Origin of the sequence: Shewanella sp. 5_MG-2023, assembly GCF_030547465.1 — a bacterium.
Lineage (GTDB): Bacteria > Pseudomonadota > Gammaproteobacteria > Enterobacterales > Shewanellaceae > Shewanella.
This window is the reverse complement of the sequence record NZ_JAUORC010000024.1, coordinates 52,755-64,889: the sequence shown is the minus strand read 5'-3', so window position 1 is coordinate 64,889 and position 12,135 is coordinate 52,755. Positions and strand designations below refer to the sequence as shown.

The window sequence follows — 12,135 nt, the reverse complement described above, 5'->3', positions numbered from 1 at the left end:
AGCCCTGTTAATTGGGTGACTAACGATTAATCTACGATACGCAGTAATTCGTTAATACCCACTTTTCCGCGCGTTTTCGCATCAACCTTTTTAACGATAATAGCAGCATATAAGCTGTAAGTGCCGCACTTAGAAGGTAAGTTACCAGAAACAACAACAGAGCCTGCAGGTACACGCCCGTAATGTACTTCACCTGTTTCACGGTCAAAAATACGTGTGCTTTGGCCTATGTATACGCCCATTGAAATAACACTGCCTTCTTCAACAACTACGCCTTCAACGATTTCGCTGCGCGCGCCAATGAAACAGTTATCTTCAATGATAGTAGGACCTGCTTGTAGTGGCTCTAGAACGCCACCAATGCCCACTCCGCCAGATAAATGTACGTTCTTACCAATTTGTGCACAAGAACCCACAGTCGCCCATGTATCGACCATAGTACCTTCGTCAACGAATGCACCTAGGTTGACATAAGAAGGCATTAATACGGTATTTTTACCGATAAATGAGCCTTTACGAACCGTTGCAGGTGGTACAACACGAATTGCTTCTTCTTTGAAACGTTCAGCTGTGTAGTCAGCAAACTTCTGCGGCACTTTATCAAAGTACTTGGTATCACCACCGTCGATAACTTGATTATCAAAGATACGGAAAGAAAGCAGTACCGCTTTCTTTAACCACTGGTGTACATGCCATTCGCCATCAATCTTTTCTGCTACGCGAGCCTGACCTTTGTCTAGCATGCTAATAACAGTTTCGATATCTGCACGAACACTTGGCTCTACCGTGCTAGGTGTGATGTCCTGACGAGCCTCAAATGCAGCTTCTATGCGTTGGCGTAATGCCTCCATTACTTTCTCCCGATTAGTTTATTGTGGTAAAGGTGTTGAAAGCGCTCCTAAGAGGGCTTCAGATAGTTGCGCTTGTTGCGTTTCATTGAGCTCGCTGCCGGCATTATTTTGTAAGATAAAGAAATCTTCGGCGCGCTCTCCAATGGTGGTTATTTTAGCTGATAATAAGGTGATATCGCAGCGATGCAGCACTTCTCCGACGCTGGCTAATAAGCCCGGGAAGTCTAATGCGATTAATTCCATCATACTTGTATCATGGTTAGTCCCAGGTAGGAAACTTACTTGGGTACGAACATTAAAAGGTTTCATGATCCGTGACAGCTTTCTAAATTTTGACGGTTTAGCTTTTTGTGCTGCTAACGCCTTCTCAAGTGACTTTTTAATCGACTGAATGCGGGAAAGCTGGCTGATTGGTTTGCCATCTTGCTCTAGGATAACGAATGTATCTAAGGCGTAATCATCATTTGATGTCATAACGTTAGCATCATGAACATTAATGTTTTTATTGTCTAACACCGCCATAACAGTGGCAAATAACTTGGGTTTATCTTTGGCGTAAACAAACAGCTCGCTGCCACCACGGGTTGTATGCTTTGAAATAAGCACCAATGGTTTTTGCTTGTCGTGTTTCAACAAGGCTTCTGTATGCCATGAAACCTGATTAGGTTGATGACGTAAAAAGTAATCGTCTTTAAACCTTAGCCATAACGCATCAATATTTTTTTGTTTTACGCCACGTCGTAGCAGCTCTTTTTGCGCTTTTTGTTTGGTTTCTTGGACTCGCTCAGCCACATCAATGGGCTTTTCTTTGCCTCTGGCTAACACGCGCTGAGTTGAAAAATATAAATCCCGCAGTAACGAGCCTTTCCAATTATTCCATGCTTTGTGGTTTGTCGCGCAAATATCGGCCACAGTTAAGCAATATAAATAACTTAAATGCACCGCATCTTGGACTCTATCTGCAAAAACGGCCACCACATCAGGATCTGAAATATCACGGCGCTGTGCGGTGACTGACATCACTAAATGGTTTTCAACCAACCAAGCCACTAAACGGCCGTCATGATCGTTTAATCCATGAAGCTTACAAAAATCCAGCGCGTCTTTAGAGCCTAACTTACTATGATCGCCGCCTCGTCCTTTAGCAATGTCATGGAATATAGCGCCTAAAACTAATAAGCCTTTTTTAGGCAACTGATTAATTAAAATCGCGCCTAAGGGGAATTCATCTATCTGCTCAGTTTGCGAAAAGCGGTCAATGTTGAGCAGTAAGCGGTGAGTGTGCTCATCAACCGTGTACGCATGAAATAAATCAAACTGCATTTGACCTTCGATGTTACGCCATGCGGGTAAGTATGAAGATAATATGCCGTGTTTATGCATCAAGGATAAAGCTGTTATGCCACGAGGGTGCTTTAAAATACTCATTAAGCATTTTCTGCACTCTGGGTTATCTTGTAGTGGCCCCTTAAGGCCACGTCGTGCTTTACGTAAAAGCCGCAGCGTTGGGGCATAAATGCGTTGGATATTAGAATTTTTGGCCACTAACAAAAATAAATTAATAATTTGTTCAGGTTGTTGCTCAAACAGTTGATTATCGAGCACTTCAATGAAGTGACCACGGCGCTGATAGTTTTCATTGATTGGCTGAATGGTTAACGGCGCAGTTTGATGCAAGGTTGCACGCTTAAATAACTGCAGCAACATCTCATTTAATTCCATTACCCGTCTTACTGTGCGGTAATAGCGTTTCATCATTTGCTCGACCGCGAGCTGAGTCCCATCCTCATAACCCATTGCTGCGGCAACTTGTCTTTGTAAGTCAAACAGCAGCCTATTTTCATCTCTGCCAGCAATCATGTGCAGTGAAAAACGCAGTTGCCAGAGAAAATCCTGACATTCCAGTAACTCGGTTAATTCAATGGGCTCAAGAAAGTCGTAGCCGACTAATTCTTGTAATGACGCGGCGTCAAAGTGGCGCATAGCCACCCATGCTATAGTTTGAATATCGCGTAAGCCACCGGGACATGACTTGATATTGGGTTCTAAATCAAAGGCATTGGCTTTAGCATGTCGATATTGCTGTTCTTGTTTTTTTGCAAGAAAGAATGTGTCAGAAGGCCAAAAATCATGTTCACGAATCGCGTCATATAATTGATCAAATAAGCTTTCGTCACCTGATAACAATCTAGCTTCAAGCAGGTTAGTAGCAGTGCTGATATCGCTAAGGCCAAGCTCAAGGGTTTGCTCAATGGTGCGCACACTGTGACCGATCTCTAAGCCAGAATCCCAAAGGTAAGTGATAAATTGGCTGATAAGCTCTTGGGCTTGCAGGTTCTTGGCTTCGGTTTGGGTCAGGATCAGTAAATCAATATCAGAGTGGGGGTGTAATTCACCGCGGCCGTATCCACCCACCGCAATGAGCGCAATCGTCTGATCATTAGTATAAAACGATTGCCAAGCTTGTTTTAATAGCTCATCAACAAATACACATCGCTCTTTGACGAGTTCAGTTATTGGCTGCTTTTGAGCAAATTGCGCCAATAAGCGCTGGTTTAGATCGACTAGGGTGTTTTTAGCTACCAGCGCAGTGTTCATTGACGTCCTTTTTACCTAAAAATTAAAGCGTTCTTGGGAATTCTTCTTCATTACGTAGTGTGAGTACTTCGACTCCGGTTTTAGTCACTAGCAATGTGTGTTCCCATTGTGCTGATTTTTTACCATCTGAAGTGGTCACTGTCCAGTTATCTTCTTTATCTAAAACCGTTGTGTAGCGTCCAGCATTAATCATTGGCTCGATTGTGAAACACATGCCTTCTTTTAAAACCGTTTTGTCGTTGTTTTTATAATGGACCACTTGTGGCTCTTCGTGAAAGCCTTCACCGATGCCGTGACCACAATAATCTTGCACGATTGAGTATTTGTCTAAACCAGATTTACTGGCTTTAATGAACTTTTCGATAGCAGTGCCAATTTCACCTAACTTAGCACCCGGCTTGACTTTCTTAATGGCTAAATAAAGGCTTTCTTGAGCAATACGAACTAGACGTTTGTCTTTAGGGCTAACATCACCAATTAAAAACATTTTAGAGGTGTCGCCATGAAAGCCATCTTTGATCACTGTGATATCGATATTGAGCACGTCACCGTCTTTTAATATGTAAGGGCCAGGAATACCATGACACACGACTTCATTTACCGAAGTACAGATTGATTTTGGAAAGCCGTGATAGTTCAGCGGTGCAGAGATAGCTCCATGTTCTTTAGTGTATTTAGCACAGATTTCATTCAACTCATCTGTCGTTACTCCCACTTTTACATGTGGGGCTATCATTTCTAACACGTCAGCGGCTAATTTACCTGCTACACGCATTTTTTCGATTTGTTCTGCTGTCTTGATAACTATGCTCATGAATTTTCTCTTACCGTTGTCGCTGTCAAAAAAGCGCATTTAAAATGTGGCAAAATTTGTACTTTTTACCCAGTTATGATATAAAGCGCGCCGTTATGTATAAGTCTTAACGAAACATAAAAGTGAACTAAGCATCAAAGCTTTCTTCACTTATTGCTTCACTAAGAGTAAAATATGGCGGCCATTATACATGTTATAGATGGCAATTTAACTAAATACTAAATCACACACGTATCGACACATTCTTCGGGGTGCTCTTAGTCTATTTTAGGCAAGGGTCGAAGGTATGGGATCCGTGGAGGTCTAACCCCCCAAATTAAGGTATATAAAATGACTACTGTTTCAATGCGCGACATGCTTCAAGCTGGTGTTCACTTCGGTCACCAAACTCGTTACTGGAATCCTAAGATGAAACCTTTCATCTTCGGTGCACGTAATGGTGTTCATATCATCAACCTTGAGCACACTGTACCAATGTTCAACGAAGCTTTAGCTTTCATTAGCAATGTTGCTTCTAAGAAAGGTAAAGTTCTTTTTGTTGGTACTAAGCGCGCTGCTGGCGAAGCTATCAAAGAAGCTGCAATCTCTTGTGACCAGTACTACGTTGATCACCGCTGGTTAGGCGGTATGTTGACTAACTGGAAAACTGTTCGTCAGTCAATCAAACGTCTTAAAGAGCTAGAAAGCCAGTCTGTTGACGGTACTTTCGACAAGCTTACTAAGAAAGAAGCGTTAATGCGTACTCGCGAGCTAGAGAAGTTAGAAAAATCTCTTGGTGGTATCAAAAACATGGGCGGCTTACCTGACGTATTATTCGTTATCGGTGCTGACCACGAGCATATCGCTATTAAAGAAGCTAACAACTTAGGTATCCCAGTTGTTGCTGTTGTTGATACTAACTCTGCTCCAGATGGCGTTAACTACATCGTTCCTGGTAACGATGATGCTATGCGTTCTATCCGTTTGTACACTTCTTCTGTTGCTGCAGCTGCTAACTCAGGCCGTGGTCAAGATTTAGCTGTTCAAGCTGAGCAAGACGGTTTCGTAGAAACTGTTTAATAAGGTTGATGGTTACCATCTCCCTTATTTGCCAATAATTAATTGGTGAACAGGGGCCTTTAGGCCCCTGTTTTATAGATGAAATATTAAACGAATCAAATTTGAGGACTTAACAATGGCAATTACTGCTGCCCAAGTTAAAGAACTTCGTGACCGCACTGGCGCTGGCATGATGGACTGTAAAAAAGCATTGACTGAAACTAACGGTGATATCGAGCTAGCGATTGATAACATGCGTAAGAGCGGTGCTGCAAAAGCTGCTAAAAAAGCAGGTAACATTGCTGCTGAAGGTACAATTCTAATCAAGCAAGCTGAAGGCTACACAGCATTATTAGAAGTTAACTGCCAAACAGATTTCGTTGCTAAAGACGGTAACTTCTTAGCATTTGCTAACGAAGTACTTGAAGTTGCTGCTGCATCTAAAGTAACAATCGAAGAGCTAAAAGCACAGTTTGAAGAAACTCGTGTTGCTTTAGTAGCTAAAATCGGTGAAAACATCAACGTTCGTCGTATCGAGTACATCGATGGCGCTACTCAAGCGACTTACCGTCACGGCGACCGTATCGGTGTTGTTGTAACGGGTGAAGCTGACGCTGAAACACTTAAGCACATCGCAATGCATGTTGCTGCTTCTAAGCCTGAATTCGTTAATCCAACTGACGTACCTGCTGATGTTGTTGCTCGTGAGCAAGCGCTTCAAGTAGAAATCGCGATGAACGAAGGTAAGCCTCAAGAAATCGCTGAGAAGATGGTTATTGGCCGTATGAAGAAGTTTACTGGTGAGATCTCTCTTACTGGTCAAGCTTACATCATGGAGCCTAAGAAAACTGTTGGCGATATTCTTAAAGAGAAAGGCGCAACAGTATCTAACTTCATTCGTTTAGAAGTGGGTGAAGGTATCGAGAAGAAAGAAGAAGATTTCGCTGCAGAAGTTGCTGCACAAATCGCCGCTACTAAAAAAGCGTAATTCAACATCTCTTCATACCCTAAAGCCGCAGCAACCGCTGCGGTTTTGTTATAATTAGGAAAAAGTTATGAGCACCAATCCAAAACCTGCATTTAGACGCGTTCTTTTAAAATTAAGTGGTGAAGCCTTGATGGGCGAAGAAGGCTTCGGTATTGACCCTAAAGTACTTGATCGTATGGCTCAAGAAGTCAAAGAACTGGTTGAGTTAGGTATTCAAGTTGGGGTTGTAATTGGTGGTGGTAATCTATTCCGTGGTGAAGGCTTAGCGCAAGCTGGTATGAATCGTGTTGTTGGCGATCATATGGGCATGTTAGCAACCGTAATGAACGGCCTTGCAATGCGTGATGCACTGCACCGTGCCTATGTAAATGCACGTTTGATGTCAGCCATTCCTTTAAAAGGTGTGTGTGATGACTACAACTGGGCTGAAGCAATCAGTTTATTAAAATCGGGTCGTGTTGTGATTTTTGCAGCGGGTACCGGTAATCCATTCTGTACAACCGATTCAGCAGCCTGCTTACGCGGCATTGAAATTGAAGCTGAAGTTGTACTTAAAGGCACTAAAGTTGATGGTGTTTATTCAGCTGATCCAATGAAGGATCCAGAAGCGGTTAAATACGACACCCTGTGCTTCAACGAAGTGTTAGAAAACGAATTTAAGGTAATGGACTTAGCAGCATTTACGCTAGCCCGTGACCACAACATGCCAATATTAGTATTCAACATGAATAAGCCAGGTGCATTGCGCCGTGTTATCATGGGTGAAGAAGAAGGCACGTATATTAGCGCTAAAAAATCAAGCTAAATCAGGCTTAGAAATTTAACTTGAACGGGTATCGACATAGGGCAACCCGTGTACCATTATCAAGGTGCCGTTCAGGTATTAAGTGTTTGTGACCAAAAGGATATTTAACGTGATTAATACAATTAAAGAAGATGCTCAAGAACGTATGAGCAAATGTGTTGAAGCAACTAAAAACCAAATGGCCAAAGTGCGTACCGGCCGTGCTCACCCAAGTTTACTTGATTCAATTCAAGTTTCTTACTACGGTTCTATGACACCACTTAAGCAAGTTGCTAATATTGGTATCGAAGACTCACGTACGCTAAATGTAACTGTATTTGATGCTACTATGGTGCAAGCTGTAGAAAAAGCGATTATGAGCTCTGATTTAGGCTTAAATCCAATGACTGCCGGCAACTCAATGCGTATTCCATTACCAGCATTGACTGAAGAGCGTCGTAAAGATTTCATCAAAGTGGTTCGTGGTGAAGCTGAAAATGGCCGTGTTGCAGTCCGTAACGTTCGCCGTGATGCTATCAGCGAAATTAAAAAGCTTGAGAAAGCAAAAGAGTGTACTGAAGATGATGTTCGCCGTAGCGAAGATGAAATTCAGAAGTTCACCGATGCTAGCATCAAGAATATTGATGGAATTTTAGCTGTTAAAGAAAAAGAATTGATGGAAGTCTAATTCTCCTCATAGCAAAGCTAGAGTTGAAGCGCCGTGTAAGGTTATACTACACGGCGTTTGTCTATTTGAAAGGGTTGTAATAGATGTCATCCACTGTTGGATTTGAGCCAGAAACACAATTAGATACCGATATTGATTCATCAGAGCAATTGCCTGGGCAATTATCTGATGTGGTTAAACAGTCGTTGCCTAAACATGTTGCCATCATTATGGATGGCAATGGCCGCTGGGCTCAGCAACAAGGTAAACCAAGAGTGTTCGGCCACAAGGCCGGTGTAAAGGCCGTGCGTCGGGCTGTCAGTGTGGCGAGCCAGTTACAAATCGAGTCGTTAACCTTGTTTGCTTTTTCCAGTGAAAATTGGCGTCGTCCTGATAAAGAAGTCAGTTTGCTGATGGAATTGTTTTTCACTGTATTACAGCGCGAAATCAAACTACTGCATAATAATCAAGTGCGTTTAAATATTATCGGTGATATCAGCCGCTTTTCTGCACGTTTACAAAAACAGATCCATGAAGCACAACAAAAAACGGCAGGCAATACTGGTTTAGTGCTTAATGTTGCTGCTAACTATGGTGGCCGCTGGGATATTTTACAAGCGACACAAAAGTTAGCGGATAAAGTCGCCCAAGGTGATTTAGCATCCGATGAGTTAACTGAAGATTTATTAAATCAACAACTGTGCATGCACGGACAAAATGAAGTTGATTTGATGATCCGGACAGGCGGTGATTACCGCATCAGTAATTTTATTTTATGGCAGGCTGCATATGCGGAGTTAGTCTTTACTGACACCTTATGGCCAGATTTCAATGAGCAAGCGTTTAAAGATGCCCTTGCTGTATTTGCCAGTAGACAGCGCCGCTTTGGTTTGACAGGCAGTCAAATCGAAGAAATTCGCGCTATATAAAGAATTAAGAGGCTAAACTTTTGTTAAAACAAAGAATTATAACAGTATTATGGTTACTTCCTCTCGTTATAGGGGCCATTTTCTTTCTGCCTGCAGAGTATTTTGCTTGGGTTTTGGTGCCGGTATTCATGATCGGCGCAAAAGAGTGGGGCAGCTTTATTGACCCTGAGTGTAAAGTGACCCAGTGGACATTTACCGTCACAGTCACCGTTATTTTATTAGCGTTAAACTTTATCGTACCTGTGGATGCAATGTGGCTTAAAGGCCAATTACACCCTATTTTTGTCTCTATTATTGCTATTGGTGCTTTTTGGTGGTTTTTAAGCGCACTTTTAGTTATTTCATTTCCTAAAACTGACAGCATATGGAAAAACAGCCCAATGCTGAAGTCGATGTTTGGTCAGCTAACACTTATTCCCTGTTTTGTTGCCCTCATTACGCTCAAATCAATCAGCAGTAATGTTGACCCTTATTTTGGTGGCACCTTAGTCTTTTTAGTCATGTTAGTTGTTTGGGCCGCTGATACAGGTGCTTATTTTGCTGGTCGCGCATTTGGTAAGCATAAATTGATGCCCAATGTTAGCCCTAATAAAACCCTTGAAGGTTTGATTGGTGGCTTATTAGCAACCTTGGTCGTCGCATGTGGGGTGATGTATTACTCACCAGAACAAGAATTAGCTTTAGTGATTACCGTTACGCTGATAACCGCTTTAGCTTCAGCCTTTGGTGATTTATCTGAAAGCATGTTTAAACGTGCTGCTGATATAAAAGATTCAGGTACTATTTTACCAGGCCATGGTGGAGTACTCGATAGAATGGACAGTTTAACGGCTGCACTACCGATCTTCACTCTTATCTACATCGCATTCTGGATTTAATACAATGCAAAATATGGTCATTTTAGGCGCTACTGGCTCCATTGGGTCAAGTACGTTAAGTGTTATTAGCCAAAACCCACAGCAATATGCGGTTTATGGTCTCGTTGCCAATGCCAGCGTCGATAAAATGTTGTCATTATGTATCGAGCATAAACCAGTATATGCACATATGGTCGATGAATCTGCAGCTAAGGCGCTGCAGCAGCGTATACCTGCTAATATTGCCACTAAGGTGACAACAGGTGAGGATGCGTTATTAGGTCTTGTCACGGCTTCTGAAGTTGATACGGTTATGGCCGCGATTGTCGGCGCAGCAGGTCTTGTTTCAACCTTTGCCGCAGTTAAAGCGGGCAAACGGGTATTGCTGGCAAATAAAGAAGCCTTAGTCATGTCTGGCGAATTGTTTATGCAGGCTACAGTGCAAAGTGGCGCGACCCTACTGCCGGTCGATAGTGAGCATAATGCTATTTTTCAGTGCTTACCTGCCGATATTCAAGCCAACCTTGGGCACTGTGATTTAACCGCATCTGGTATTTCGCATATTTTACTGACAGGCTCTGGTGGCCCATTTTTAACCGCCGATTTAGCCGCGCTTCAATCCATGACGCCAGCACAAGCGTGTAATCACCCTAATTGGTCAATGGGACCTAAAATTTCAGTCGATTCAGCCACCATGATGAACAAGGGTCTTGAGTTTATTGAAGCGCGCTGGTTATTCAATACTAAGGCTGAGCAATTGAAAGTGGTTATTCACCCGCAAAGTGTGATTCACTCTATGGTGCAATATCGAGATGGTTCAGTGCTCGCACAAATGGGTAACCCAGATATGCGTACACCTATTGCCCATTGTATGTCTTTTCCTGAAAGAATTAACGCTGGAGTTGAACCTTTGGACTTTTTCAAAGTCCGAGAATTGAGCTTCTGTGAACCTGACTTCAATCGTTTCCCATGTTTAGGCTTAGCAATGCAGGCTTGTGAGCAGGGACAAGAGGCGACAACAGTACTTAACGCCGCAAACGAAATTGCCGTAGCAGCCTTTTTAGCTGAACAAATCAAGTTCACTGACATCGCTAAAGTTAATGAAGCGTGTTTATTAAAAGTGCCGCAGTCGTCGTTATCGACGATTGAAGATATTGTACAGTTAGATGCACAAGCACGTGCTATTGCTCATGAAGCAATTAAATCAATTAACTAGTTCTTAGGAGAACAATGTTAGATTTTTTATGGAACCTAGGGTCATTTATTGTCGCATTAGGTATTTTGATTACAGTTCATGAATACGGACATTTTTGGGTTGCACGCCGTTGCGGCATAAAAGTCGAACGTTTTTCTATTGGCTTTGGTAAAGCCATTTGGCGCAAGGTTGGTAAAGACGGCACTGAGTACGTTGTGGCGATGATCCCGCTTGGCGGTTATGTCAAAATGCTTGATGAGCGAGTAGAAGAAGTCCCAGAGGAATTACTCGACCAAGCTTTTAATCGAAAAACCGTTTGGCAGCGTATTGCGGTTGTGGCAGCCGGGCCCATGGCCAACTTTTTGTTCGCCATTGTTGCCTTATACCTTATGTACATCATTGGCGTACCTTCTTTAAAGCCTGTTATTGATACCACCAAAGCCAATACTCCTGCGGCGCAGATAAGCATTAAAGAGCCAATGCAAATTTTATCGGTATCTGGTCAAAAAGTCAGAAACTGGGAAGAAGTTAATTTAGCGTTAGTGAGTCATATTGGCGGCGATTCGTTAGAGATCAGTCTTACACCGCTTAATGCGGCCGTTACAGATGCCCAGCTTGGTCAATCCCATACGCTTGATATTAGCCAATGGACATTTGACCCCGATAAAGAATCGCCAATTAGTGCAATTGGTTTAGGTATTTATCGCCCAGCCATTGAACCTATAATAGCCTTGATCACCAAAGGTAGCGCGGCAGAATATGCTGGTATGCAGGTTGGCGATGAAATTACTGCCATCAATGGTAAACCATACCGCGATTGGAATGCGTTTGTAGATGTGATACAAAAGTCTGCCGATAAAACGGTGCAGCTAAAAATATTACGTGATAATCAAGCATTAACCCTTAATGTCACCCCGCAAGCACAAACCAATGCTGCAGGCCAAATGATTGGCATGGTCGGGGTAAGTCCTACTCAAATTGATTGGCCGGAAAGTATGCGCTTCCAGCTTGAGTATGGCATAGTAGATTCCTTCACAGCAGCCGCTGATAAAACATGGCAACTGGTGGTTGTCAGCTTTAAGATGATTGGAAAACTGTTTACCGGCGATGTGTCGGTGAAAAACTTAAGTGGTCCTATTTCTATAGCTCAAGGTGCTGGTACCAGTGCAGACTATGGATTTGTGTACTTTCTTGGGTTTATCGCACTCATCAGTGTGAACTTAGGCATCATTAATTTAATGCCTTTGCCAGTGCTCGATGGGGGACACTTGCTGTATTACTTTATCGAAGTGATTACGGGTAAGCCTGTACCGGAGAAGGTACAGGACATAGGATTCAGGTTTGGCGCAGCGATGCTGTTATTGTTGATGAGTGTTGCACTCTTTAATGATTTTTCCAGACTCTGAGCAGGGAA

The 12,135-nt window shown here is 42.7% G+C and carries 11 protein-coding genes; 8 read left to right on the top strand and 3 right to left on the bottom strand.

Annotated elements, in window-relative coordinates; all coding sequences use genetic code 11:
- Nucleotides 1–26 precede the first annotated feature (26 nt).
- The 3 genes from dapD to map are packed head-to-tail and all read right to left on the bottom strand — an operon-like array spanning nt 27 to nt 4,263.
- Nucleotides 27–851 carry a 2,3,4,5-tetrahydropyridine-2,6-dicarboxylate N-succinyltransferase gene (dapD, locus tag Q4557_RS14810; protein WP_076542908.1) on the bottom strand — a complete coding sequence of 275 codons (825 nt, stop codon included), beginning with the start codon at nt 849–851 and terminating at the stop codon, nt 27–29.
- Between the two features lie 18 nt (nt 852–869).
- Complete coding sequence (gene glnD / locus Q4557_RS14805) at nt 870–3,449, bottom strand: bifunctional uridylyltransferase/uridylyl-removing protein GlnD (protein ID WP_303413662.1); 2,580 nt, start codon at nt 3,447–3,449, stop codon at nt 870–872.
- A gap of 22 nt (nt 3,450–3,471) precedes the next feature.
- On the bottom strand, nt 3,472–4,263 hold the full coding sequence (gene map, locus Q4557_RS14800; protein ID WP_303413660.1) for a type I methionyl aminopeptidase: 792 nt from the start codon (nt 4,261–4,263) through the stop codon (nt 3,472–3,474).
- A gap of 330 nt (nt 4,264–4,593) precedes the next feature.
- Between map and rpsB the strand changes: the two genes are divergently transcribed.
- From rpsB to rseP, 8 genes are all read left to right on the top strand, one after another.
- Complete coding sequence (gene rpsB, locus Q4557_RS14795; RefSeq protein WP_076542905.1) at nt 4,594–5,322, top strand: 30S ribosomal protein S2; 729 nt, start codon at nt 4,594–4,596, stop codon at nt 5,320–5,322.
- Between the two features lie 115 nt (nt 5,323–5,437).
- Entirely contained in the window at nt 5,438–6,289 is an 852-nt protein-coding gene (gene tsf, locus Q4557_RS14790) for a translation elongation factor Ts (RefSeq protein WP_076542904.1), read from the top strand.
- Nucleotides 6,290–6,356: 67 nt separating this feature from the next.
- A complete protein-coding gene (gene pyrH, locus Q4557_RS14785) occupies nt 6,357–7,094 on the top strand; it encodes a UMP kinase (RefSeq protein ID WP_076542903.1) in 738 nt (245 codons plus the stop codon).
- 109 nt (nt 7,095–7,203) lie between these two features.
- A complete protein-coding gene (gene frr, locus Q4557_RS14780; RefSeq protein ID WP_076542902.1) occupies nt 7,204–7,761 on the top strand; it encodes a ribosome recycling factor in 558 nt (185 codons plus the stop codon).
- Between the two features lie 83 nt (nt 7,762–7,844).
- Entirely contained in the window at nt 7,845–8,669 is an 825-nt protein-coding gene (locus Q4557_RS14775; RefSeq protein ID WP_102439651.1) for an isoprenyl transferase, read from the top strand.
- Nucleotides 8,670–8,689: 20 nt separating this feature from the next.
- Entirely contained in the window at nt 8,690–9,547 is an 858-nt protein-coding gene (locus Q4557_RS14770; RefSeq protein WP_102439650.1) for a phosphatidate cytidylyltransferase, read from the top strand.
- A 4-nt stretch (nt 9,548–9,551) separates the two neighbouring features.
- Nucleotides 9,552–10,742 carry a 1-deoxy-D-xylulose-5-phosphate reductoisomerase gene (ispC, locus tag Q4557_RS14765; protein WP_102439649.1) on the top strand — a complete coding sequence of 397 codons (1,191 nt, stop codon included), beginning with the start codon at nt 9,552–9,554 and terminating at the stop codon, nt 10,740–10,742.
- 14 nt (nt 10,743–10,756) lie between these two features.
- Complete coding sequence (gene rseP / locus Q4557_RS14760; RefSeq protein ID WP_102476173.1) at nt 10,757–12,127, top strand: sigma E protease regulator RseP; 1,371 nt, start codon at nt 10,757–10,759, stop codon at nt 12,125–12,127.
- The last annotated feature ends 8 nt before the right edge of the window (nt 12,128–12,135 follow it).

What these genes read in the sequence shown, in the direction of transcription:
- rseP (WP_102476173.1), top strand. Translation starts at nt 10,757, where the DNA reads ATGTTAGATTTTTTATGGAACCTAGGGTCATTTATTGTCGCATTAGGT.
- glnD (WP_303413662.1), bottom strand. Translation starts at nt 3,449, where the DNA reads ATGAACACTGCGCTGGTAGCTAAAAACACCCTAGTCGATCTAAACCAG.
- ispC (WP_102439649.1), top strand. Translation starts at nt 9,552, where the DNA reads ATGCAAAATATGGTCATTTTAGGCGCTACTGGCTCCATTGGGTCAAGT.
- pyrH (WP_076542903.1), top strand. Translation starts at nt 6,357, where the DNA reads ATGAGCACCAATCCAAAACCTGCATTTAGACGCGTTCTTTTAAAATTA.
- map (WP_303413660.1), bottom strand. Translation starts at nt 4,263, where the DNA reads ATGAGCATAGTTATCAAGACAGCAGAACAAATCGAAAAAATGCGTGTA.
- tsf (WP_076542904.1), top strand. Translation starts at nt 5,438, where the DNA reads ATGGCAATTACTGCTGCCCAAGTTAAAGAACTTCGTGACCGCACTGGC.
- rpsB (WP_076542905.1), top strand. Translation starts at nt 4,594, where the DNA reads ATGACTACTGTTTCAATGCGCGACATGCTTCAAGCTGGTGTTCACTTC.
- Q4557_RS14775 (WP_102439651.1), top strand. Translation starts at nt 7,845, where the DNA reads ATGTCATCCACTGTTGGATTTGAGCCAGAAACACAATTAGATACCGAT.
- dapD (WP_076542908.1), bottom strand. Translation starts at nt 851, where the DNA reads ATGGAGGCATTACGCCAACGCATAGAAGCTGCATTTGAGGCTCGTCAG.